Here is a 22,952-nt window from a genome sequence, read left to right on the forward strand (position 1 = left end):
GCCATGGCTTTCGAAGCAATGTTCCAGCCGATCCAGATCGGCAAACTGACCATCCGCAACCGCGTGCTCAGTACCGCCCACGCCGAGGTGTATGCCACCGACGGCGGCATGACCACCGACCGCTATGTGAAGTACTACGAAGAGAAAGCCAAGGGCGGCATTGGCCTGGCGATCTGTGGCGGTTCCTCGGTGGTCGCCATCGACAGCCCGCAGGAATGGTGGAGCTCGGTGAACCTGTCCACCGACCGCATCATCCCGCACTTCCAGAACCTGGCCGACGCCATGCACAAGCATGGCGCCAAGATCATGATCCAGATTACCCACATGGGCCGTCGCTCGCGTTGGGATGGCTTTAACTGGCCGACCCTGATGTCGCCGTCCGGCGTACGTGAGCCGGTGCACCGCGCCACCTGCAAGACCATCGAGCCGGAAGAGATCTGGCGCGTGATCGGCAACTACGCCAGCGCCGCCAAGCGCGCCAAGGCCGGTGGCCTGGACGGTGTGGAACTGTCCGCCGTGCACCAGCACATGATCGACCAGTTCTGGAGCCCACGGGTCAACAAGCGTACCGACGAATGGGGCGGCACCTTCGAAGGCCGCATGAAGTTCGGCCTGGAAGTCTTGAAAGCCGTGCGCGCCGAAGTCGGTGACGACTTCTGCGTGGGCATGCGCCTGTGCGGTGACGAGTTCCACCCGGACGGCCTGTCCCACGAGGACATGAAGCAGATCGCCAAGTATTACGACGACACCGGCATGCTCGATTTCATCGGCGTCGTCGGCTCGGGCTGCGACACGCACAACACCCTGGCCAACGTTATCCCCAACATGAGTTATCCACCGGAGCCGTTCCTGCACCTGGCGGCCGGTATCAAAGAAGTGGTCAAGGTTCCGGTGCTGCACGCGCAGAACATCAAGGACCCGAACCAGGCCACGCGCATCCTCGAAGGCGGCTATGTGGACATGGTCGGCATGACCCGTGCGCACATCGCCGACCCGCACTTGATCGCCAAGATCAAGATGGGCCAGATCGACCAGATCAAACAGTGTGTCGGCGCCAACTATTGCATCGATCGCCAGTACCAGGGCCTGGATGTGTTGTGCATCCAGAACGCCGCGACCTCCCGTGAATACATGGGCGTGCCGCATATCATCGAGAAGTCCACCGGGCCGAAACGCAAGGTGGTGGTGGTCGGTGCCGGCCCTGCGGGGATGGAAGCCGCGCGCGTTGCCGCCGAACGTGGCCACGACGTGACCCTGCTCGAGAAGAAAGAATTTATCGGCGGGCAAATCACCACCGCCTCCAAGGCCCCGCAACGCGACCAGATCGCCGGTATCACGCGCTGGTTCCAGCTGGAGCTGGCGCGCTTGAAAGTCGACCTGCGCCTGGGCGTGGCCGCCGATGCCGAGACCATCCTGGACCTGCGTCCGGACGTGGTGGTGCTGGCTGTCGGCGGGCATCCGTTTATCGAGCAGAACGAACACTGGGGCGCCGCCGAAGGCTTGGTGGTGAGCAGCTGGGACGTGCTCGACGGCAAAGTCGCGCCGGGCAAGAACGTGCTGGTGTACGACACCATTTGCGAATTCACCGGCATGTCGGTGGCGGACTTCCTGGCAGACAAAGGCTGCCAGGTGGAAATCGTCACCGACGACATCAAGCCGGGCGTAGCCATCGGCGGTACGTCGTTCCCGACCTACTACCGCAGCATGTACCCCAAGGAAGTGATCATGACCGGCGACATGATGCTGGAAAAGGTCTACCGCGAGGGCGACAAGCTGGTGGCGGTGCTGGAGAACGAATACACCGGCGCCAAAGAGGAGCGGGTGGTGGACCAGGTGGTGGTCGAAAACGGCGTGCGCCCGGACGAAGCCATCTACTACGGGCTCAAGGAAGGTTCGCGCAACAAGGGCCAGATCGACGTTGAAGCCCTGTTCGCGATCAAGCCGCAGCCGTGCCTGAGCGAGACGGGCGATGGGTACTTGCTGTTCCGCATCGGTGACTGTGTGGCGCAGCGAAATACCCATGCCGCCATCTATGACGCACTCCGGCTTTGCAAGGATTTTTGACGGCATAGCTACGAGCCGCAAGCTACGAGCTGCAAGAGCAAAGCCCGGTGCCTGGCACTGCTTTAGCTTGCGGCTTGAAGCTTGTCGCTGTTGCTCACCTAAGGTGCTTCCGCATGTTGAACACTGTGCTTCCTATCCTTCTCTTTACGGCTGCTTCTCTTGCCGTTCTTGGCGCCCTGCGCCGGGTGAACATGTGGCGCCGTGGCCGTGCCTCCAAGGTCGACCTGCTCGGCGGCCTGCTGGCCATGCCCAAGCGCTACATGGTCGACCTGCACCATGTGGTCGCCCGCGACAAATACATCGCCAACACCCACGTCGCCACCGCGCTGGGCTTTGTGCTGTCGGCGCTGCTGGCGGTCCTGGTGCATGGCTTTGGCCTGCATAACCGTATCCTCGGCTACGCCTTGCTGCTGGCGTCGGTGTTGATGTTTGTCGGCGCCACCTTCGTTTACCTGCGTCGGCGCAACCCGCCGTCGCGCCTGTCGAAAGGCCCGTGGATGCGCCTGCCGAAAAGCCTGATGGCGTTCTCGGTGAGTTTCTTCCTGGTGACGCTGCCGGTGGCCGGGATCCTGCCCGCTGACTTTGGCGGCTGGCTGCTGGCCGCGCTGCTGAGTGTGGGTGTGCTATGGGGCGTGTCCGAAATGTTCTTCGGCATGACCTGGGGCGGCCCGATGAAGCACGCCTTCGCCGGTGCGCTGCACCTGGCCTGGCACCGTCGCGCCGAACGCTTTGGCGGTGGCCGTTCCACCGGTTTGAAACCGCTGGACCTGAGCGACAAAACCGCGCCCCTGGGCGTGGAAAAACCCAAGGATTTCACCTGGAACCAACTGCTCGGCTTTGACGCCTGCGTGCAGTGCGGCAAGTGCGAAGCGGCGTGCCCGGCCTTCGCCGCCGGCCAGCCGCTGAACCCGAAAAAGCTGATCCAGGACATGGTGGTCGGCCTGGCCGGTGGCACCGATGCCAAGTTTGCCGGTAGCCCTTATCCGGGTAAACCGATTGGCGAGCACAGCGGCAACCCGCACCAGCCGATCGTCAACGGCCTGGTGGACGCCGAGACCTTGTGGTCGTGCACCACCTGCCGCGCCTGCGTGGAAGAGTGCCCGATGATGATCGAGCACGTCGACGCCATCGTCGACATGCGCCGCTACCTCACCCTGGAAAAAGGCGCGACCCCGAACAAGGGCGCCGAAGTCCTGGAAAACCTGATCGCCACCGACAACCCCGGCGGCTTTGCACCGGGCGGTCGCCTGAACTGGGCGGCCGATCTGAACCTGCCGCTGCTCAGTGACAAGGGCACCACCGACGTGTTGTTCTGGGTCGGCGATGGCGCCTTCGACATGCGCAACCAACGCACCTTGCGTGCGTTCGTCAAAGTGCTTAAAGCGGCCAAGGTCGACTTCGCCGTACTTGGCCTGGAAGAGCGCGACAGCGGCGACGTAGCGCGGCGCCTGGGCGATGAGGCGACCTTCCAACTGTTGGCTTCACGCAATATCCAGACGCTGGCCAAGTACAGCTTCAAGCGCATCGTCACCTGCGATCCGCACAGCTTCCATGTGTTGAAAAACGAGTACGGGGCCTTCAACGGCAACTACCGCGTACAGCACCACAGCACCTTCATGGCCGAGCTGATTGGCGAGGGCGCGCTGAACCTGGGCCAGCACAAAGGCAACAGCGTGACCTACCACGACCCGTGCTACCTGGGCCGCTACAACGGTGAGTACGAGGCCCCGCGCCAAGTGCTGCGTGCCTTGGGCATTGAGGTCAAGGAGATGCAACGCTCGGGCTTCCGCTCACGCTGCTGCGGCGGCGGTGGCGGGGCGCCGATCACCGACATTCCCGGCAAGCAACGTATTCCCGACATGCGCATGGAAGACATCCGCGAAACCGGTGCCGAGCTGGTGGCGGTAGGTTGCCCGCAGTGCACGGCGATGCTCGAAGGTGTGGTTGAACCGCGCCCGTTGATCAAAGACATCGCCGAGCTGGTGGCCGATGCATTGCTCGAAGACGTCGCACCGGCCAAAGCTCCCAACAAGCGTGAACCTGCGGAGGTGCACTGATGAGCGACATTATCCGCCGCGACCCACGGGCCGAATGGATCGCCCGTAACCGCCTGCACCCGTTGCATGCGGCGATGCAGCCAGTGCAACACAGTTGGATGGGGCCCAACGGCATCATCCGCAAGAACGTGCATGGCGTCGGTTTTATCGGCCCCAACGGCATCAAGCGCATCGACCGCAGCGGTGCCCAACAGGGCGGTGCGGCCAAGCGTACGGCGGCGCTTGAAGTGCAGTTGCCGCTGCATCAGGTGCCGGCGCCTGCGTTCTACATCAACGTGGTGCCGGACATGGTCGGCGGCCGCTTGAGCAGCCACGACCGCGACCTGCTCGGCCTGGCGCGGCAACTCGCCGGCAGCGACGGCGCAGTGTTGGCGGTGGTGTTTGGCGAGCATAAGGAAAGCGCGTTTGCCACGGCTGGTGTCGATCGCCTGCTGGTGCTGGACGGCCATGAATTCGACGGTTATTCACCGGAGCAACGCGTGCAGGGTTTGCGCGCTGTGGATAACCAGTTCAACCCGCGCCATTGGTTGCTGCCCGACAGCCGCAGTGGTGGCGGTGAGTTGGGTCGGCGTTTTGCCGCCAGCCTCAAGGAACGCCCGGCCACTCGCGTTTGGCAGATCAAGGGCGACGAGTGCATCGGCCGCGCCGGTGCGGGCCGGGAGGACTTGGCACGGCCGCTGCCACGCCTGATTCTGGCCGCCGCCGAATGTGCCGATCCGGTCAGCGACACGCGCCATGAAGTATTGCCTGTGGAGTTATCCACAAGCCTGGCGCGCAGCCTGCCGCGTATCGAGGATCTCGGTGCGGTGGCGGTGGACCCGGCGGCGATTCCCATGGCCGAGGCCGAGTTTATTTTCTCCGGCGGCAACGGCGTGAAGGACTGGGCGCTGTTCCACCAGACCGCCGCGGCATTGGGCGCCACCGAAGGCGCCTCGCGGGTAGCGGTGGACGACGGCTTCATGGCCCGTGATCGCCAGGTCGGCGCCAGCGGTACGTGGGTGACGGCGCGGGTGTATGTGGCCGTGGGGATTTCCGGGGCGATCCAGCACCTGCAAGGCATCGGTGCCTGCGACAAGGTGGTGGCGATCAACCTCGACCCGGGTTGCGACATGATCAAGCGTGCCGACCTGTCGGTGATCGGCGAAAGCGCCGCGATTCTGCAAGCCTTGATCGATGCGGTCGAGGCCTACCGCAACGGCGCCAAGCGCGATGCGGCTTGAGGACATGACCATGACCACGAATGTAATCAGCCTGGTGTCCATCGGCGCCCACCCCACCTCCGGTCGGCCACGCCGCGCCGAACAGGATGCGCGCGCGGTCGAGCTGGGCCTGCAAATGGCCGGGGATAAGTTGCAGGTGTTGCACGCCGGCAATATCGCCGAACCGACCCTGCGCAGCTACCTGGGCATGGGGTTGCCGCAACTGCATGTGCTGGAGCAACCGGCCGGCGCGGATGCGTTGCCGGTGCTCAGTGACTACCTGCGCGAGGCCGGCGCCCAGGTGGTGCTCACCGGCAGCCAGGCCGAAACCGGTGAAGGTTCGGGCATGCTGCCGTTCCTGCTCGCAGAACAATTGGGCTGGCCGCTGATTGTCGGGTTGGCGGAGGTGGAGTCCATCGACGGCGGCGTTGCTCATGTGCTGCAAGCCTTGCCGCGTGGGCAGCGGCGGCGCTTGAAGGTGCGCTTGCCGTTTCTGGCCACGGTGGACAACGCCGCGCCCAAGCCTCGGCAGAGCGCCTACGGCCCGGCGCAGCGCGGTGAGTTGGCGGCCCATGAGGTCGAAATTGAAGCCGATGAGTTATTCACAGGCGCGGTGCTGCAACCGGCTAAGCCTCGTCCCAAGCGCCTCAAGGTGATCAAGGCCAAGAGCGGCGCCGACCGCATGAAGGCGGCCACGGCCAAGGCCAGTGGCGGCGGTGGGCAGGTGCTCAAGGGTGTAAGCGCCGAGGAAGGCGCCCAAGCCATTCTCAAGTTGCTCATAGAAGAAGGCGTAGTGCGCTAACCCACCAACACTGCAAAACCAATGTGGGAGGGGGTTTGCCCCCGATAGCGGTGGATCAGTTACAGCTACTGAGACTGACACACTGCAATCGGGAGCAAGCCCCCTCCCACAGTTTGATCTCCATCAGGATCTGAGGTTACGGGGCAGCCGGTGCCGGTTTGGGCACCAGGTCCGGCAGCGGTGGCGGCAGGGGTTGCCAGGTGGCATCCGGCTGTTGCATCGGCGGTGGCAGCGCCGGTGTAGGGTCGCCCCCAATCGGCTTGAGGATCATTTTTTCGGTGGTGTCGCGCAGGATCATGCCCTGGGTCGAACTGCGCGCTTCGGTGCCGCTGTGGAAGGTACTGATCTGGGCAATCGGCAGGTCCAGGTTGCGTTCGATCCTCGGCGTCAGCAGCAGGATGATCTCGGTTTTCTGCTGGGTGTTCTGGTTGGTGCCGAACAGCTTCTTGCCGATCCACGGGATCTGGCTCAACCACGGCAAACCCGAGCCCTCGTCGACATCCGCCGTGCGGATCAGCCCCGAGACGATCTGGGTTTCATTGTTGCGCGCGGTCAGCAAGGTCTTGGTGGCCCGTGAGCCGAGTTCGAAAGTAGCCGGTACATGTTCCGAGCCGGGAATGCGCTTGGTGATATGGCTCATTTCCACGTTCAACTCCAGGTTCACCTCATCGCTCAGGCTGATGTTGGGCTTGACGGTGATCTGCAGCCCCACGTCCTGGTAAGACACCGACGAGGTGGTGATCTGGTTGGCGGTGGTGGTGGTGACCACCGGGATCTTGTCGCCGATGTTCACCTGGGCCTCTTCACGGTTGCGCACCCGCACCCTGGGGTTGGCCAGGGTTACGGTGTTGCCGCTGCGTTGCAGCATATTGATACGTGCCGAGGTGCTACCCGAATCGAGCAGGATGTTGTCGCCATTGATCCCACGCAACGCGCTGAGCGGGATGCCCGCCATGCCGGCAGGTACGTTGGCGAGGTTGCCCACGGATAAGCCGATGCTCTCCGGGTACTGGATGCCCAGGTTCAACTCGTCGGTCAGGCTGACCTCCAGCACCTGGATGTCGATGGTCACTTCCGACTGCGCGATATCAATGGCTTCCACCAGTTTTTCCACGGCGCTCAGGGTGTCCAGGCCATCGCGCACAATCACTGCGTTGAGGCGTTCGTCCACCAACACCTCCTTGGGCTTGAGCACTTGCTTGATCTCGGCGGCGATGACCTTGGGGTCGCCATGGCTGAGGTAGAAGGTGCGTACGGCCAACTCGCGGTATTCGCGTTCTTTGTCCGGGCGTCGGGGGTAAACCAGGATGGTGTTGGCGTTGAGGATTTTCTTGTCCAGCCCTTGGGTGGTCAGCAGCAGGTTCAGCGCGTCTTCGGCGGTGGTTCGACTTGCGGTCATGCTCGCGGAGGCACTGGGGTTGACGTCTTTGTCGATGACAAAATTGACCCCTGACAGGCGCGCAATGGTCTCGAAAATCGTGGTCAGGCTTTGCGCGCTGAATTCCAGGCTCAAGGGTTTGCGCATGGCCTCGGAGAGATCGGCGCTGAGGTAGTCGGCGCTCACCAGTTCGCGGGTCAGGGCATTGCGAAAGTCCAGGGCCTCGCGGTAGTTGGGCTTTTGCGCGATGATCCGGCGCACCAGGTTGAGTGCTTCCACCGGGTTGGAGCGCTTCATTGCGTAGGCCTGTGCCAGTTGCGGGCGCAGCTGTTTCATCGCCTGGATGTTCTGGATTTCCTGGCGCGCCCCGAGATTGCTGGGGTCGTACTTGAGGATGGTTTCCAGGGCGCGAATGGCGCTGGCATCGTCGCCACGCATCAGCGCGGTGCTGGCCTCGCGGCTGTATTGGGCGACCAGCAATTCCAACTTGCTGAAGTTGGCGGTGCGCAATTGCACGTCGTCGGGGGCTTGTTTGGCTTCGGCTTGCAGCACTTCGACCGAGCGGATGATGTCGCCCTTCTGGCGCAACTCGTCGCTTTCCTCGATCGCCCGTTGGGTCTGGCAGGCGCTGAGCAAGGCCATGGCCAGGCTCAAGGGAATCCACGTACGTATCGCCATGATCGTGTCCTGCCCGGTCAGTGAGTGTCCAGCCGCAAGATGCTGACATGCTTGAGCGGCATGTAGGTCAGCACCACGGTGGTATCGGTGAGTTTGTCGAGCCGGTAGTGCGCGTCGAGCATCTTGCCGGGCACGATGCGACCGGGTACCGCACAGCGGTTGCACAGCGTGTACTGGCTGCCATTGCCGCGCAGTACGACGATTTTCGCTTGGTTCTCGTAGCGCCACTGCGCGCTCACGGTGAAGGGCAGCGGGGGTGGCTTGGGCGCTGAGGTGTCGACCGGTATGGGCGGTGGTGCAGGTGTCCAGGTCTGGGCGGGGAACAGGTCGACGGCTTCAGCCACCGCCGCCGGGGGGGCGGCGACCGGTGCCGAGGGCGCTTGCACAGGCCGGGCGATCACTGGCACCGGGGAGTGTGTGGGACTGTCCGCAGTGTCCTGCCAGAACAGCCAGCCGCAGCCGATCAAGGTCAGCAGCAACAGCACGCGCAGATACAGTGGCAACCTCATTCCACCACCCCCAGCACACTCACCTTGAGGTTAATGTTCAACATGCCGCTGGTGATTTCCTTGCGCTCCAGGGTCAGGCGTTCGATGCGCACGGCTGGCTCATTGGCGACGTCGACCAGGGCATCGCGCAGCAAGATGTAGGGGCCGCTGAGGGGAATGTCCACGTCCAGGCGTTGCAGCCCGGTGTCGCCGGGGGCGGAGTAGGCGAGGGTGGTCTGTTCGATGATAAAACCGTGTTGAGTAAGGACGCCCAGCAGCTTTTCCAGGCGTGGAGCAAAGTCCTCTGCACTGGGCAGGCGCTCGACCACGGTCGGTTCGGTCACCTGCACATCCTCGGGTTGCTCGGCGATCCCGGCCTCCAGTTCCTGGCGCCGTTGACTGTCGGCAATGCCTGCCGGGTGAATCACTGTGACTTCGATCAGCAACGTTGTCGCCATCAGCCCCAATGCCAGCAGCCCCCAAAAGCCCAGGCGTTGCTGCCATTGCATCAGGTGCCAGCGCAGGCGCGGGAGATGGCGAGTCAGTACGTCCATGGGCGACTACCCTGCGCCAACGGCGAGTTTGACCTGCACCGGGTGTTGCGGGTCATTGGTCTTGCGTGCGCTTTGCTGCAGGTTCACGTGCACCCCTGGCTGGGCCTCGAGCCGTTCGACAAATCGAAAGGCATCGCCCAGCACCTTGGCCTCCAGTTCCAGGTGAATCAGTTGGGCCTGGGTGTTGATCTCCACGCGCGTCAGCGCAACTTCCCCGGCCCAGGCCTGGGCCACGGCGTCCATCAGCGCGAAGGGGGTGTCCCGTTGTCGGGAAAAGGCTGCCAGTTGTTGTTTCTGCTGGGGTGACAAGCGAATCGCGGCCTGGATCAATTGCTCCTGGCGACGTGTCAGTTGGATGAAGCGTTGCTCCAGTACGTCGGTCTGATGTTGCTGATGCTCCATGCGCTGCCAGTGTTGCCAGGTGACGAAGGCAAGCCCTGCGGCGACCAGCCACAACGTGCTCACCAGCGGCCGGGAGAGGGCGTCGGGATGCAGGAAGTCGACGCCGGGCGCATGCCGCTGTTGCCAGGCAGCGGCGAGGCGTGATTTCAGGCGAGCAATCATGCCGGCGGTTCTCCCAACCAGGGATGCAGCGGCCCCAGCCAATGTTCAGTGGGGTGATTGGCGACGACCCAGGTGGCCGCCGCGTGCCGCTGCGCGAGCAGGTCGGCGGCGAACAGGTTGTCGCTCAAGTGGCTGTCGGGCGGGGTTTGCAGCACGCACACTTGATGAGCCACACCCTGCTGCCGGTAAAGGCAGCTAAGACCGTGCCGCTCGGGCACCGCCAGCACGCAGTCGTCGCTCAATTGTTGCCAGTACCGTTGTGCCACGGCCGTCAGCAGTGGCGTGCATGTCACCAGCGGCAGGTGGCGCTGTTTGAATAGCTCTCGCAGGTCCTGCAGCAAGTCCCGTGACGTCGCTACCGCCAGGCGTTCATGTCCAAAGGCGCTGTTGGCGACTTGCACGTGCCATTGTTCGGGGTCGATGCCCGCCTGTTGGCTGAAGGTCGCTTCGGCAAAACCTTGCCAGTCGGCCTGGCTGTACAAACCCGTTTGCCACGCCAACATCAGGTAGTGCACATGGGGAAAGCCCAGCAGCACCGTGGCGCGGTCCAGAAACCCCACACGACCGCGCGGCGCCTGTTCCAGCAGTTCGGCACAGGCGCCCAATGGCTCGCCGGCCTGTTGCGCACGCCAGACGGTTGCGTCACGCCAGCGCGGTCGTGCGGCCCATTCGGCGCCCTCGCTGTGCAGCCACACCACATGCTCAATAAAGGGAAATGACACGGTGGATCTCCTTGAGCGTGGTGTCGCCCTGGGCGGCATGGGCCAGGGCGATATCGCGGATAAACACGTGGCCGGCTTCACGGGCCAGTTCGCGCAGGGTGGAGGCCGAACTGCGGTTGAGCAGGCCCTCCTTGATGCTGTCGGTCAGCGTCAGCACTTCGGCCAGGGCGAGCCGGCCGCGATAACCGGTGTGGCGGCAGGCTTCGCAGCCTTTGCCTACGCGGTAGTGGCCCTGTTGGCGCTGGGCATCGGAGAGTTGGGCGAGGTGGGCGATGTCGGGGTCGGGCTCGGCATCTACCCCGCAGTCCGGGCAGATGCGCCGCACCAGGCGCTGGGCGACCACGCCGTTAAGGGCTTCGACAAAGCTGGCCGGGTCAACGTCCATGTAGGTAAAGCGCTCGAGCACACTGAACGCGCTGTTGGCGTGCACCGACGACAGCACCAGGTGCCCGGTCAACGCGGCTTGCACCGCAATGCCGGCCGTTTCACCGTCGCGGATTTCCCCCACCAGGATGGTGTCCGGGTCGTGGCGCAGGATTGAGCGCAGGCCACGGGCGAAGGTCAGGCCCTTCTTGTCGTTCACCGGGATTTGCAGGACCCCGGGCAGTTCGTATTCCACCGGGTCTTCGATGGTGATGATTTTTTTCTCGCCGGTATTGGTCTCCGACAGGGCGGCATACAGCGTGGTGGATTTGCCGCTGCCGGTGGGGCCGGTCACCAGCAACATGCCATAGGGTTCGCTGGCCAACACACGGATGCGCGCGATGGTATCGGCGTTCAAACCCAGGGTTTCCAGGCTCAGGGATTCGCCGCGCTGGGATTTGTCGAGAATCCGCAGCACCGCGTCTTCACCGTGGATGCTGGGCATGATCGACACACGAAAGTCCACCTCGCGAGCCTGGATTTTCATCTTGAAACGCCCGTCCTGGGGGACCCGCCGCTCGCCGATGTCCAACTCCGACAACACCTTGATCCGCGACAGCGCCTGCTCGGCCATGTCCATCCCGCTGGCCTGGCCCATCTGCTGCAACACGCCGTCGATGCGGTACTTGATCACCAGGCCCTGGGGCGTGGTTTCCACATGGACATCGCTGGCGCGGCTTTGCAGGGCATCGAACAGCATGGAGTTGACCAGGCGCACCACCGGGTTGTCGTCGCGGGCGATGCTGCTCAGGGAAATTTCCTGGGCGACCTGGCCGACGCGGGCATTTTCGTCGTCCTCGCCGAAAGGTTGCATCACCCGTTGGCTGGCTTCGGCCAGGGTCAACTGGGCCTTGACCGCGCCGGGCAGGCTCATGGCCAGGGGCAGTTGGCGCAAGGTCTTGGAGGACTGCAGCCAGTGCCGGCTGGCCAAGGTGAAAGGGTCTCCCAGTACCAGGCACGGCTGGCCGTGGTTATCCACAGGCAGCACGTTATGGATCAGCGCCTGGGGCAGTGGCAGCAGATCGAAACGCCAGTCTTCACCGAGGTTTTCCGGGGCGATGGCGAGCAGGCCCAAGGGCTGGGCGATCGTGGGTAATTGGTCGGGCGCCTTGTCCAGCACCTCCAACAGGTAGTTGGACAAGCTCATGCCCCGTTGTGCCGCAAGCGCTTGCCATTGCCGTGTCTGTTCGCTCATCGCGCTACCCCTGGATGGAACCTGCCAGTTCGAAAATCGGCATGTACAGCATGAATACGATCAAGCCGATCAGCCCGCCTACCACCAGCATCAACAGCGGCTCGAAGACCTTGCTGAACAGTTCGATGGCGCGCTCCAGCGCTTCATCGTGAAACTGCGCGATGCGCTCGCACATCGCCGCTAACTCACCGCTTTGCTCGCCCACACGCAGCAGGCGTTCGGCGACAGCGGTGGTCAATTGATGGCGGGCGAGGGCGGTGGACAGTGGCTGACCGGCCTGGATATCGGTTATGGCTCGGCGCAGATCGCTTTGGCGCTCCACGGGCAGCAACGCACCGGACAGCTGCACCGCGGTCACCACCGGCATGCCGCCCATCAACAACATGCCGGCCGTGCGGTAAAAGCGCGCGAGGATAAACAGCGTGCGCTGTGCGCCCAGGCTGGGGATCTTCCAGAACAGATGAGCGATGCGGCGCTTGAAAGCGGCGCTGCGCAACAACAGCACCAGTACGGCAATCGCCAGCACCAGGCCGATCAGCAACTCCATGCCACGCGCGTCCACCAGCGCGCCCCACCACACCATGAAGCGTGCGGTGGCCGGCAGGTCGGTGACTGCGTCGAACACCGAGGCGAAGCGCGGAATCACGAAAAACAGCAGGAACAGCAGGATCAACGCGCCAACGCTGAGCACCACCAAGGGGTACATCAGGGCGCCGCTGACGCGCTTTTTCACGGTTTCCAGATGCGTTTCAAAATGATGATAACGGCGCAGGGCCACGGCCAATTGGCCGCTGTGTTCCGAGGACGCCACGGTGGCAATCAGCAGTGAAGGAAAGGTCTGCGGCTTGAGCTGCATCGCCTTGGACAGTGAATGGCCTTCGTACATAGACGCGAGCAGATCGCTCATGACCTGGCGGTTGATACCTGCGGGAGCCTTGTCGCGCAGGGTTTCCACCGCTTCCACCAGCACCAGGCCGGCGTCGAGCAGCACCACCAGTTCCTGGATGAACAGGCCCAGTGCGAACGTGCTGCGGCGACGGGGCAGTGTGAGTGGGCGGCGGGCTTTCAGCGAGATGACCTGGGCTCCGTCGGCCTGCAGTTGCTGGCGCGCCTGGGCGACGTCGAGGGCTTGCAGGCGCAGGGTCTGTAAATGGCCGTCGCGGATGATGCGGGCGTCGATGTCGATCATGGTGTTTGCCTGGCCAGTTGCTGGCGCTGCTGCAACAACGCACCGTAGTAACGCCACACTGCCAGGGCGTAGCGTGAGCGCCGTGTTTCCCGGTCTGGCTTGGCCCCGGCGTTATAAGCGCCCACGGCCTGCCAGCCATAACCCTGTTCGCGGATAAAGCCGGCGAGAATCCACGCACCCACCATGACGCTGGTGCAGGGCTGGGTGATCAAGTGCTGTTCGGTGATGCCGAACCGGGCCAGTGCGGGCAAGTGGCGGCTGTTGATTTGCATCAGGCCGATGTCCTGGCTGCCATCGCTGTTGAGGTTACGGGCGCGGGGGTCGAGGCCGGATTCGACCTTGGCAATGGCATACAGCAACAGCGGGTCGACATGATAGCGGCTGGCTGCCAACTGCCAGCAGTCGGCCTGGGCGATGCCCGTGAAGAACAGCAAGGCGAGGGCCATCCGCAGCGGCTGCATGGTCGGTCACAGCCCGTACACGATGTCGGCGTAGGTATTCTCTCCGCCGGCCTTGCCATCGCGGCCCAGGGAGATGATTTCTGCGTCGTTGGGCGGTGTGCCGGGGTTCTTGAAAAGGTAAGGGTTGCCCCAAGGGTCTGGTGGTAATGACTTGAGGTACGGCCCCTGCCAATTGCCGGCATTGGCCGGACGTGTCGTGAGTGCATTCAGGCCGAGTGTTTCGTCGGGGTAGTTGCCGCTGTCCAGGCGGTACTGGTTCAGGGCATCGGCCAGGGATTTCATCTGGCCCTGGGCGGTTTGCACCTTGGCCAGCTCCAGGCGATCGAACATCTTCGGGCCGACATAGCCGGCGAGCAGGGCAATGATCAGCAGGACGACCAGCAGCTCCAGCAGCGTGAAGCCACGGTATGGGGCGTGGGTAAATGAATGTGCGCGCATGGAGATACCCTGTTGGGAGTGCCAAGGTACGGCGGTTGTGTATAACTCTCCCGGCCCGTTGTTAAGCGGGCACCGCCGGTAGGACTGCGTTAGAACCTTTTCAACTCAAGTACATCTTCAACTGTAGCGTTGCTCGATATAAGGCGCCGTGAGGCGCCCTATAACGTTTGGCTCTTGGGGTTATCGAGTTCGTGCATATGCCCTAGGGCTCATTGCACCTCTTCCCAGGCCTGGTCCCACGCGGTGCCGGTCCCCGGTGCATAGGCCCATGCCGCGCCGGCGCACCAGGCGGTGAACGGATGCGGTTTGCAGCGGTAGTTCTTGCCGCGGTTGCTCACGGTGTCCCCGGCTTTATACGGCGTGCCCTCCTTGTAGGCCGGATACTCTTCACCGCCGCTGTCCGGCACCACCGTGAAGTCAAACTCCGCTTGGTCGGTTTTGCCGTTTTGCTGGTCGCGAACATTCAAGCGTGCCTTCAAGGGTGTGGGCTGAGTGACCTTGTAGGCTCGGCCGCTGGCGGTATTACCGTTCTGTGGGCCCTCAAGTCCGGGGATACTCCATTGAAAGAGCAGGTGTCCATTGGCTCCAGTTGATCGCGCGCCACTGAATGTAAAGGCTTGCCCCGAGTTCAAGGAGGTAGGGCCGGTGATACGGGCAACCGGTGGCGCGGGGTTCACCGGGGTTTCGCCGCCGGCGATGATCGCCATGGCTTTGGAGTAACCATTGACCGATACGAATACCGAATTGGCTTGGGGGTCCGTTGTATTGAACACAATGTTGTTGCCGTCTTTCTCCCCGATTTTGGCGATGCCAGGAGGGAGCTGATCCGCCAGTTGCTTGCCCCAGATGTTTGGGGCCAGGTTGTTCGCGGTGATCGGCAGGGTGATGTCCACCACTTCCTTGGCCGCCGGTGAGTTATCGAGGATGCGGAAGTGGACCGAGTCACCCGCTTTGAGGGTGTCCATGATCGAGTCGATGAATTGGCCAAGATTGACCCACTGCTCCGGAATCCCGGCACCGATGAGGTTGATGTCGCTGCAGTTATAGAACCCTTCACCCGCTGGATCGATACGCTGCCACTGCACGAACAGCGTGGCTTTGCCCGTTTGCGTCGAAGGAATCGGCACTGGGAACTTGAAGTACCCGGAAGCGCCGGAAATGATGGGAGGATCGTTGCCCCAGTTGGTTTGTGCGACGCTGAACTGCTCGGAATGGATGAGTGTCAGGTCGTTCCAGGTCAACGGCGACTTGGTCGGGTCAAAACCCGGTTTTGTGAGAAAGACCTTCACAAAACTGGGAACGTGCGGGGCAGTCCCGATGATGCGCACGTCCATCATGCCGTTGGAGGGTGTTACGTCAGTACGGTGCCAGTCATCCGAGACAATGTTCAGGCCATCCTTCTTACTGTCGGCCGCCGAGCACAGTTGGCCGTCGGGCACTTCTCTTTTGACGATCTCCGGATCGTTGTAACCAGGTGCCTTGATCAAATGCGCGACTTCATTCCATTGCTGGCCTGGGTACTGTCCACTTTTTGCAGACAAGGCTGCGCAGCCGTTATCGCTGGGGCTCCCTGACCAGAAATCCGGGAGCGTCTTGCAATAGACCTGCCGTGCGATGGGCTTGTCCACTGCACCGTGGGCCATGACCAGCGTCGGTGCCAACAACACCGCCGCCAACAACCATTTCGTTAAACGCTGTAAGTTACTCATGCTTGATCCACCTTAATTCAGATAAACAAGTTCCGAACGGCTGGAACGATCAGTGTGTCGAGTGTGTGAGCGTCATCGGGTCAGTTGATCTCCCATGGGAGTGACGCGGGTTGCAGGGTTGTTCTGCCCAGGGCCAAACAGAAACACCCACCCTTGATAACTGCCTTGTCCTGTAAAGCTCTGATTGATGACTGAAAAGTTGCCTTGTTTGAATGGCGTGCCCTTGGCCGTGCTGAACACGCCCATGATGGTTTCGCCGGGCCCGGCTACCATGCCCCACTCGGCGCTGCCGGTCAGCGGGTCTGCATAGGCACGGCGCAGGTAGCGCTTGACGGTCGGTTGGCGACGGTCGAGCTCCAGGTCTGCGAGGGACTTGGGGTAGGTGTTGCCGGCGGCGTAGTACAAGCCGATTGCCCGGCGGATTTGATTGCCCCGCGCCAGCAGTTCCAACTCGCGTTCGCGCTGCAGCACGCTGGACCACAGGGTGCCGACTTCCATCAACATCACGGCCACCACGGCCACCGTCACCAACATGCCCATGAACACCGAACCCTGCTGGGGGCGTTTACCAGTCGGCATAGGCACTCCCGTTCGTATCGGTGCCGGAAGCGCCGCTGCGTACGTCGCCCAGGCCTTGTTCGTCGGAAGGTTGCAGTTGCCAGGTGTCGCGCTGGCCGGTCAGTGGGTCCACGGGGATTTCGCGCAGGTAGCGGCGGTCGACCAAGGCTTGCAGGGGCTCGGGATTGGTGCCGTGGTCTTCGCGGTATTGGTCCAGGGCCTGGCGAATGGAGGACAGGTTATGGCGCAGCACGGTTTCCTGGGCCTTGGCGTGCTGGCGAAAGTATTGGGGGGTGACCAGCGTCATGAGCGTGGCAATGATGGCCATGACCACCAGCAACTCGATCAGGGTGAAACCCCGATTACCACTGGCTGTATAACGTTCCATTCAAACTCTCCCGGGTGCTTCGGGATGAAACGTCAAATACATCTTCTCCCTCTTGTGGATTATCCGCAGTGCTTTTGTAGCTGCGCAGCTGCCAGGTTTCTGCGGGCGCACGTTCAGGGCACTCGCACACGGGATCGCGGGGAATGCGGCGTAGGAAATAGAGTTTGTTGCCCTGAAGGTTGGTCTTGTCCGTCACCCCCTCGACCAATACATGCAGGGAGGGGGGATAACCGCTGTCAGTGATGCTCTTTTCAATGCGGCCATCGTCACTGGCGTCTTTGTAGGCATCGATCGCACGCCGGATTTCCCGCAACGAACGTTGCAGGTCCAGTTCTCGATCACGTTTACCCATCAATGCTGTCAGCGGATAAGCCACTGTCGCAAGCGTGGCCAGCAGGGCCAGCGTCAGTAGCAATTCAATCAGCGTAAAACCTTTGGCGCAGTGATGGCTGGGCTTGCCCTGCCATATCACCGTTCTACCTCCCGATCAGGCTGCCAAGGACTTCCGCGTTAACCCAGGCCATGGAATTGACTGCAAGGGTGAGTGTAGATGCAGAGTGTTTTTTGTACAGGCTGCGTGGTTACCCACAAACACTGTGAGCGCAGCTGTGGATAAGGTGTTCGTGGGTGTCCACAAGGCCCGTGAATCAACGCCTGCAAGTCGCTGTATGAAAATTGATCAAGCTAAGTCACGGTTTTTTGGTGCTTTTTTGTGTGGATAAGCTTGAAGCAACGGTTGGACTTGCCCCCAAAGTCTGTTGGCGCTTCTGTGGATAAGATGTTTGCTATCCGCTACAAGCCTTATAAATAAAGGCTTTCAATCGCTTGGTTGTTTATTGATCAAATTGCCCCTGAAACCGAATAATGCGGCTGAAACCCTCGGTTTATGAAGGTTTGGCACGGTTTTCCACAGCGTCGCAGAAGTTGCCCCCAAAGTCTGTTGGCGGTTCTGTGGATAAGGTGTTTGCGTACCGCTACAGGTCATGAATTACGTGGCCTGTAAGGTTTTGATCAATAAATGATCAATGCGTCGCGGGAACCGTCAACTTGAATAAGTCACGGATTTTCTTCAATTAATTTTGATTGGATAGCAGAGTTGCCCACAATTGCTGTGGGTGGCTTTGTGGATAAGTTGTTGGGTAAAGGCTGGAGGGCAGGCTGCGAGGGGTCTACAGCAGATTTGATTAAGTTTTGATCAGTAGAGAGGGTTGGAGTAGATACCGTGTTATCCAACACCGCGCAAATCCGTAGCAGCTGACGAGCCCCGGCGAGGCTGCGTCAGCGGTGAGTCAGGCAGGCCGCAAACGCGTCTCGCCGGGGTTCGACAGCTGCTACGCAATAAGTGGCTTCAATTACTCGTGGGCGGCCACACCCTTGAGGTAAGGCGCCGGCGCTGCACCGAGGTTGTTCAACATGCGCTCGCTGTACCAGTCCACAAAGTTCACCACGCCGAACTCATAGGTCTTGGAGTACGGCCCTGGCTGGTAAGCGGTGGAGTTGATGCCGCGCTGGTTTTCTTCGGCCAGGCGACGGTCCTGGTCGTTGGTGGCGTCCCACACCTGGCGCATGCGCTCCACGTCGTAGTCCACGCCTTCCACGGCGTCCTTGTGCACCAGCCACTTGGTGGTGACCATGGTTTCCTGGGCGCTGATCGGCCACACCGTGAACACGATGATGTGGTCGCCCATGCAGTGGTTCCACGAGTGCGGCAGGTGCAGGATGCGCATCGAGCCCAGGTCCGGGTTCTTGATGCGGCCCATGAGTTTTTTGCAGCCCTGCTTGCCGTCCAGGGTCATCGACACGGTGCCCTTGAGCAGCGGCATGCGCACGATACGGTTACGCAGGCCGAAGCTGGCGTGGGCGTAAGGGATCTTCTCGGCGTCCCAGGCGGCAGCGGAAGCGGCCACGTGGTCCTTGAAGGCCTGGTCGGCGCGTGGGTCGGTGACGTCGTCCCACTCCAGCAGGGTTTTCAACAACTCGGGGTGCGATGCGTTGCAGTGGTAGCACTCGCGGTTGTTTTCCAGCACCAGTTTCCAGTTGGCTTTTTCCATCAAGGTGGTTTGCACCGCCACCTTGGTGTTCTCCATGTCGTACGGTTCCATGTAGTGGGTCAGCGTCGACAGGAAATCATCGATGGCCGGCGGGTTCTCGGCCAGGCTGATGAAGATGTAGCCGCCGGCGGTCTTCACGTTCACCGGTTTGAGGCCGTACTGCTTCATGTCGAAGTCGGCGCCCATCTCGGTGCCGGCAAACAGCAGGCGCCCGTCCAGCTCGTAGGTCCACTGGTGGTAGTGGCACACCAGTTTGGCGACCTTGCCCTTGTCGCTGGTGCACAGGCGCGAACCCCGGTGGCGACACACGTTATGGAACGCATGCACCACGCCTTCGGCGCCACGGATCACGATGATCGGGTTCTTGCCCACTTGCAGGGTCAGGTAGTTGCCCTTGGTGGGGATTTCGCAGGTCATGCCGGCGATCAACCACTCTTTCTGGAAGATCTCCTGCATGTCGATATCAAACAGCCGCTCGTCAGAGTAAAACGGCTGCGGCAGCGAAAAGGTGCGCTCGCGCTCTTGCAGCATTTGCGCGGTGGCCTTGCGTGCGGGTTCCAGCGGATCGCCCAAGCTTAAGGTTGCGGTGACGTCCATCGTGTGTGTCCTCATGGCCATTCTGTGTGGCCGGCGAATAGTGGCTACGGTTGTTGCAGTGCAAGGCGTAAAGAAAGCGTCGTTGTTGGGAGCGAGTGTGGGGCTGCTGATGCACGGAACCTTATCCATGAGCGACATGGCCCACTCTGTTCCCGACGCGCAACCCCCGTGGTATGGGGGCTGGTCGCGATAAGTATGTGAATGTCGCAGATAGGTAAATGGGCGGTTCTCGCGTTACGCAGAATCGCCACCATAAGGCCGACTATCGGCGGTGGAGAACAGCATGTCCAACAGCTTCCTGAATCCGGTAACCACCCAGACCTGGGCCAATGGTCGGCACATCGTCCGTTGTGTCAAAGTCATCCAGGAAACCTGGGACGTGCGCACCTTCTGCTTTATGGCCGACCAGCCGATCCTGTTCTTTTTCAAGCCGGGGCAGTTCGTCACCCTGGAGCTGGAAATCGACGGTCAGCCGATCATGCGCTCGTACACCATTTCCAGTTCGCCGTCGGTGCCCTACAGCTTCTCGGTGACCATTAAGCGCGTGCCGGGCGGCAAGGTGTCCAACTGGCTGCACGACACACTGCATGAAGGGCAGGAGTTGGCGGTGCACGGGCCGGTCGGGCTGTTCAACGCCATCGACTTCCCGAGCCCGAAAGTCTTGTACCTCAGCGGCGGCGTCGGTATTACGCCGGTGATGTCCATGGCCCGCTGGTTCTACGACACCAATGCCAACGTCGACATGACGTTTATCCACAGCGCCCGTTCGCCCAAAGACATCATCTACCACCGCGAGCTGGAGCATATGGCGTCGCGGATCGACAACTTCAGCCTGCACCTGATCTGCGAGAAGCACGGCCTGGGTGAGCCTTGGGCGGGGTATCGCGGCTACTTGAATCACAAGATGCTCGAGCTGATGGTGCCCGACTTCCTTGAGCGTGAAGTGTTCTGCTGCGGCCCTACGCCGTATATGAATGCGGTGAAGCGCCTGCTGGAGGCGGCCGGTTTCGACATGGCGCGGTACCACGAGGAATCCTTCGGGGCCACGCCACCGGAAGCCCGCGCCGATGCGGTGGAGCAGGCCGAACAGGCCGCCGATGCACCGGAAATCGACCTGGCGGATTTGCATCAGGTGGAGTTCCTTGCCTCCGGCAAGAGCATTCGCGTCGCGCCGGGCGAGACCGTCCACGCGGCGGCGGCCAAGCTTGGGCTGATGATCCCGAAAGCCTGCGGCATGGGCATTTGCGGAACGTGCAAGGTGATGAAGCTGGGCGGGGAGGTGGAGATGGAGCACAACGGCGGGATCACCGAGGAAGACGAAGCCGAAGGCTACATCCTCTCCTGCTGCAGTGTGCCGAAGGGTGATGTGCGCATCGATTTCTGATTGCTCAAGCAGGCACAACACAATCCAAATGTGGGAGGGGGCTTGCTCCCGATAGCAGAGTGTCAGCCACTGTATGTGCTAGCTGACCCACCGCTATCGGGAGCAAGCCCCCTCCCACTTTTGTTTTATGTACATCAGTGAGTCATTGTCAGGCACCCATGACTTCGCGGATATCTGCTGCCAATTCCCGCACGCGCTCTTCGTCGGTATCCCACGCGCACATGAACCGCGCGCCGCCTTTGCCGATGAAGGTGTAGAAGCGCCAGCCCTTGGCCGTCAGCGCGGTAATCGCCGGTTCCGACAGTTGCAGGAACACGCCGTTGGCTTGCACCGGGAACATCAGCTCCACTCCCGGAATGTCCGCCACCAGGCTGCTGAGCAATTGTGCGCAGTGGTTGGCGTGGCGCGCATGTTTGAGCCAGGCGTCGTTTTCCAGCAGGCCTACCCACGGGGCGGACAGGAAGCGCATCTTCGAGGCCAGTTGGCCGGCCTGTTTGCAGCGGTAGTCGAAGTCTTCGGCCAGCGCGCGGTTGAAGAACAAGATTGCTTCACCCACGGCCATGCCGTTTTTGGTGCCGCCAAAGCACAGTACGTCCACCCCGGCTTTCCAGGTCAGGTCCGCCGGTGAGCAGCCGAGGAATGCGCAGGCGTTGGAGAAGCGTGCGCCGTCCATGTGCAGGTTCAGGCCCAGTTCCTTGCAGGTGACGCTGATCGCCCGGATTTCTTCCGGGGTGTAGACGCTGCCGACTTCGGTGGCTTGAGTCAGGGTCACTACGCGGGGTTTGGGGTAATGAATGTCTTGGCGCTTGAGGGCGATCTCGCGGATCGATTCCGGGGTCAGCTTGCCGTTCTCGGTACGGGCGGTGAGCAGCTTGGAGCCGTTGGAGAAAAACTCCGGTGCGCCGCATTCGTCGGTCTCGACGTGGGCGGTTTCCGAGCAAATCACGCTATGGTAGCTCTGGCACAAGGAGGACAGCGCCAGGGAGTTGGCGGCCGTACCGTTGAAGGCGAAGAACACTTCGCAGTCGGTTTCGAACAGGTTGCGGAAACCGTCGGCGGCGCGGTGGGTCCATTCATCATCACCGTAGGCGCGTTGATGACCCTGGTTGGCTTGTTCCATGGCGGCCCAGGCTTCCGGGCAAATGCCCGAATAGTTGTCACTGGCGAATTGTTGGCTCTTGTCGGTCATGGCCCATTCCTGTGGTCGATGTTGGTGCGCACTTTAACCAAGATTGTCGGGCGTGCGCACGCACTGTAAATGCAAAGTCACTGGGGAATTATGCACGGTTCTGAAACGATGGCTGTCGGACGCGTCCGTGATGGCGCTTTGGATTTGCTCAAGTGGCTGGCGCTGCTGAGCATGGTGCTCGACCACCTGCGTTATGTCGGTCTGAACCTCGATGGCCTGTATGTGCCGGGGCGCCTGGCGTTCCCGTGGTTTTGCCTGGCGATTGCGGCGAATCTGCACCGCGCCCGAGACCTACCGGTGAGCGGTCAGTGGCGTTACCTGGGCTGGCTGTTGCTGTTCAGTGTGATCAGCGAAGTGCCGTATCGGCTGTTTATCGAGGATGCCGATACGTTAAACGTGTTACCCACCTTGGCGCTGGGTCTGCTGGTTGCCCGAGGTTGGCAGCAGAAGGCGTTTATTGATCGAGGATTGGCGTTGATCGCTGTCACGATAGCGGCTTTGTTTTCATCCCACTTAATGTTCGGTTTCTTTGGTGTATTGCTGCCATTGGCGATGCTGCTGGTGTTTCGTCGGCCTTGGTATTTCAGTGTGTTGCCGGGATTGGTCTGCGTGGCCGCCAATCAATGGCAAATCCTGCTCAATAGCGGCACGCCGGTGGCGCTGTTGGGGTTGGCGACCTGCCTGATTGCGCCATTGGCGGGTTTGGTCTTATTGCGACATGCCCACAGCACCTCGCCGCCAGCAATGCGCCGCTGGGCCTACGCCCTGTATCCCATGCACTTCCTCCTGCTGCTACTCCTGCGCCACATCATCGCCTAACCCCTGTGGGAGGGGGCTTGCCCCCGATAGCGGTGTGTCAGCCAC

The 22,952-nt window shown here is 61.7% G+C and carries 21 protein-coding genes; 6 read left to right on the top strand and 15 right to left on the bottom strand.

Features of this window, described 5'->3' with window-relative positions; genetic code table 11:
• Positions 1–3: 3 nt before the first annotated feature.
• The 4 genes from dgcA (at position 4) to etfB (ending at position 6,122) form a co-directional block, all read left to right on the top strand.
• Complete coding sequence (gene dgcA, locus FIV39_RS16945) at positions 4–2,064, top strand: dimethylglycine demethylation protein DgcA (protein ID WP_053130936.1); 2,061 nt, start codon at positions 4–6, stop codon at positions 2,062–2,064.
• Between the two features lie 113 nt (positions 2,065–2,177).
• Entirely contained in the window at positions 2,178–4,121 is a 1,944-nt protein-coding gene (gene dgcB / locus FIV39_RS16950) for a dimethylglycine demethylation protein DgcB (protein ID WP_090401730.1), read from the top strand.
• Complete coding sequence (gene etfA / locus FIV39_RS16955; protein ID WP_090401731.1) at positions 4,121–5,341, top strand: electron transfer flavoprotein subunit alpha; 1,221 nt, start codon at positions 4,121–4,123, stop codon at positions 5,339–5,341. The genes dgcB and etfA overlap by 1 nt, the downstream gene beginning before the upstream one ends.
• 10 nt (positions 5,342–5,351) lie before the next feature.
• Positions 5,352–6,122, top strand: coding sequence for an electron transfer flavoprotein subunit beta (gene etfB / locus FIV39_RS16960; protein ID WP_090409857.1), 771 nt, complete (start codon positions 5,352–5,354; stop codon positions 6,120–6,122).
• A gap of 136 nt (positions 6,123–6,258) precedes the next feature.
• Here the strand turns inward: etfB and FIV39_RS16965 are convergent, their stop codons facing one another.
• From FIV39_RS16965 to gbcA, 14 genes are all read right to left on the bottom strand, one after another.
• Positions 6,259–8,178, bottom strand: coding sequence for a secretin N-terminal domain-containing protein (locus tag FIV39_RS16965; protein ID WP_090401732.1), 1,920 nt, complete (start codon positions 8,176–8,178; stop codon positions 6,259–6,261).
• Positions 8,179–8,195: 17 nt separating this feature from the next.
• A complete protein-coding gene (locus FIV39_RS16970) occupies positions 8,196–8,687 on the bottom strand; it encodes a hypothetical protein (RefSeq protein ID WP_090401733.1) in 492 nt (163 codons plus the stop codon).
• Positions 8,684–9,220: a hypothetical protein gene (locus tag FIV39_RS16975; protein WP_090401734.1), complete on the bottom strand. Its 537-nt coding sequence runs from the start codon at positions 9,218–9,220 to the stop codon at positions 8,684–8,686. The genes FIV39_RS16970 and FIV39_RS16975 overlap by 4 nt, the downstream gene beginning before the upstream one ends.
• A 6-nt stretch (positions 9,221–9,226) precedes the next feature.
• On the bottom strand, positions 9,227–9,784 hold the full coding sequence (locus FIV39_RS16980; RefSeq protein WP_090401735.1) for a hypothetical protein: 558 nt from the start codon (positions 9,782–9,784) through the stop codon (positions 9,227–9,229).
• The gene (locus FIV39_RS16985; protein ID WP_090401736.1) at positions 9,781–10,506 is read right to left on the bottom strand and encodes a hypothetical protein; all 726 of its coding nucleotides are present in this window, start codon (positions 10,504–10,506) and stop codon (positions 9,781–9,783) included. The genes FIV39_RS16980 and FIV39_RS16985 overlap by 4 nt, the downstream gene beginning before the upstream one ends.
• Positions 10,487–12,124: a GspE/PulE family protein gene (locus tag FIV39_RS16990; protein WP_090401737.1), complete on the bottom strand. Its 1,638-nt coding sequence runs from the start codon at positions 12,122–12,124 to the stop codon at positions 10,487–10,489. Before FIV39_RS16990 ends, FIV39_RS16985 begins: the two co-directional genes overlap by 20 nt.
• A gap of 4 nt (positions 12,125–12,128) precedes the next feature.
• Positions 12,129–13,313, bottom strand: coding sequence for a type II secretion system F family protein (locus FIV39_RS16995; protein ID WP_090401738.1), 1,185 nt, complete (start codon positions 13,311–13,313; stop codon positions 12,129–12,131).
• On the bottom strand, positions 13,310–13,774 hold the full coding sequence (locus tag FIV39_RS17000; RefSeq protein WP_090401739.1) for a transglycosylase SLT domain-containing protein: 465 nt from the start codon (positions 13,772–13,774) through the stop codon (positions 13,310–13,312). Before FIV39_RS17000 ends, FIV39_RS16995 begins: the two co-directional genes overlap by 4 nt.
• 6 nt (positions 13,775–13,780) lie before the next feature.
• Positions 13,781–14,212, bottom strand: a complete 432-nt coding sequence (gene gspG / locus FIV39_RS17005) for a type II secretion system major pseudopilin GspG (protein WP_090401740.1) — start codon at positions 14,210–14,212, stop codon at positions 13,781–13,783.
• 209 nt (positions 14,213–14,421) lie between these two features.
• On the bottom strand, positions 14,422–15,921 hold the full coding sequence (locus FIV39_RS17010; protein WP_090401741.1) for a lytic polysaccharide monooxygenase: 1,500 nt from the start codon (positions 15,919–15,921) through the stop codon (positions 14,422–14,424).
• A gap of 72 nt (positions 15,922–15,993) precedes the next feature.
• On the bottom strand, positions 15,994–16,500 hold the full coding sequence (locus FIV39_RS17015; RefSeq protein ID WP_186731534.1) for a type II secretion system protein: 507 nt from the start codon (positions 16,498–16,500) through the stop codon (positions 15,994–15,996).
• Entirely contained in the window at positions 16,487–16,867 is a 381-nt protein-coding gene (locus tag FIV39_RS17020) for a type II secretion system protein (protein ID WP_146371561.1), read from the bottom strand. The genes FIV39_RS17015 and FIV39_RS17020 overlap by 14 nt, the downstream gene beginning before the upstream one ends.
• The gene (locus FIV39_RS17025) at positions 16,842–17,336 is read right to left on the bottom strand and encodes a prepilin-type N-terminal cleavage/methylation domain-containing protein (RefSeq protein ID WP_090409862.1); all 495 of its coding nucleotides are present in this window, start codon (positions 17,334–17,336) and stop codon (positions 16,842–16,844) included. The genes FIV39_RS17020 and FIV39_RS17025 overlap by 26 nt, the downstream gene beginning before the upstream one ends.
• Positions 17,337–18,219: 883 nt before the next feature.
• Entirely contained in the window at positions 18,220–19,515 is a 1,296-nt protein-coding gene (gbcA, locus tag FIV39_RS17030; RefSeq protein ID WP_090401743.1) for a glycine-betaine demethylase subunit GbcA, read from the bottom strand.
• Between the two features lie 283 nt (positions 19,516–19,798).
• On the opposite strand from gbcA, the gene gbcB reads away from it, so the two are divergent.
• A complete protein-coding gene (gene gbcB, locus FIV39_RS17040; RefSeq protein WP_090401745.1) occupies positions 19,799–20,899 on the top strand; it encodes a glycine-betaine demethylase subunit GbcB in 1,101 nt (366 codons plus the stop codon).
• Between the two features lie 148 nt (positions 20,900–21,047).
• On the opposite strand, the gene FIV39_RS17045 is transcribed toward gbcB, so the two are convergent.
• On the bottom strand, positions 21,048–22,088 hold the full coding sequence (locus FIV39_RS17045) for a threonine aldolase family protein (protein ID WP_090401746.1): 1,041 nt from the start codon (positions 22,086–22,088) through the stop codon (positions 21,048–21,050).
• Between the two features lie 90 nt (positions 22,089–22,178).
• On the opposite strand from FIV39_RS17045, the gene FIV39_RS17050 reads away from it, so the two are divergent.
• On the top strand, positions 22,179–22,907 hold the full coding sequence (locus FIV39_RS17050) for a TraX family protein (protein WP_090401747.1): 729 nt from the start codon (positions 22,179–22,181) through the stop codon (positions 22,905–22,907).
• Positions 22,908–22,952 lie beyond the last annotated feature (45 nt).

Source organism: Pseudomonas grimontii (genome assembly GCF_007858185.1).
In the GTDB taxonomy this organism is placed as follows: domain Bacteria; phylum Pseudomonadota; class Gammaproteobacteria; order Pseudomonadales; family Pseudomonadaceae; genus Aquipseudomonas; species Aquipseudomonas grimontii.

Bases quoted from the DNA above. Each gene is read 5' to 3' on its own strand.
- dgcA (WP_053130936.1), top strand. From the start codon at position 4: ATGGCTTTCGAAGCAATGTTCCAGCCGATCCAGATCGGCAAACTGACC.
- dgcB (WP_090401730.1), top strand. From the start codon at position 2,178: ATGTTGAACACTGTGCTTCCTATCCTTCTCTTTACGGCTGCTTCTCTT.
- etfA (WP_090401731.1), top strand. From the start codon at position 4,121: ATGAGCGACATTATCCGCCGCGACCCACGGGCCGAATGGATCGCCCGT.
- etfB (WP_090409857.1), top strand. From the start codon at position 5,352: ATGACCACGAATGTAATCAGCCTGGTGTCCATCGGCGCCCACCCCACC.
- FIV39_RS16965 (WP_090401732.1), bottom strand. From the start codon at position 8,178: ATGGCGATACGTACGTGGATTCCCTTGAGCCTGGCCATGGCCTTGCTC.
- FIV39_RS16970 (WP_090401733.1), bottom strand. From the start codon at position 8,687: ATGAGGTTGCCACTGTATCTGCGCGTGCTGTTGCTGCTGACCTTGATC.
- FIV39_RS16975 (WP_090401734.1), bottom strand. From the start codon at position 9,220: ATGGACGTACTGACTCGCCATCTCCCGCGCCTGCGCTGGCACCTGATG.
- FIV39_RS16980 (WP_090401735.1), bottom strand. From the start codon at position 9,784: ATGATTGCTCGCCTGAAATCACGCCTCGCCGCTGCCTGGCAACAGCGG.
- FIV39_RS16990 (WP_090401737.1), bottom strand. From the start codon at position 12,124: ATGAGCGAACAGACACGGCAATGGCAAGCGCTTGCGGCACAACGGGGC.
- FIV39_RS16995 (WP_090401738.1), bottom strand. From the start codon at position 13,313: ATGATCGACATCGACGCCCGCATCATCCGCGACGGCCATTTACAGACC.
- FIV39_RS17000 (WP_090401739.1), bottom strand. From the start codon at position 13,774: ATGCAGCCGCTGCGGATGGCCCTCGCCTTGCTGTTCTTCACGGGCATC.
- gspG (WP_090401740.1), bottom strand. From the start codon at position 14,212: ATGCGCGCACATTCATTTACCCACGCCCCATACCGTGGCTTCACGCTG.
- FIV39_RS17010 (WP_090401741.1), bottom strand. From the start codon at position 15,921: ATGAGTAACTTACAGCGTTTAACGAAATGGTTGTTGGCGGCGGTGTTG.
- FIV39_RS17015 (WP_186731534.1), bottom strand. From the start codon at position 16,500: ATGCCGACTGGTAAACGCCCCCAGCAGGGTTCGGTGTTCATGGGCATG.
- FIV39_RS17020 (WP_146371561.1), bottom strand. From the start codon at position 16,867: ATGGAACGTTATACAGCCAGTGGTAATCGGGGTTTCACCCTGATCGAG.
- gbcA (WP_090401743.1), bottom strand. From the start codon at position 19,515: ATGGACGTCACCGCAACCTTAAGCTTGGGCGATCCGCTGGAACCCGCA.
- gbcB (WP_090401745.1), top strand. From the start codon at position 19,799: ATGTCCAACAGCTTCCTGAATCCGGTAACCACCCAGACCTGGGCCAAT.
- FIV39_RS17045 (WP_090401746.1), bottom strand. From the start codon at position 22,088: ATGACCGACAAGAGCCAACAATTCGCCAGTGACAACTATTCGGGCATT.
- FIV39_RS17050 (WP_090401747.1), top strand. From the start codon at position 22,179: ATGCACGGTTCTGAAACGATGGCTGTCGGACGCGTCCGTGATGGCGCT.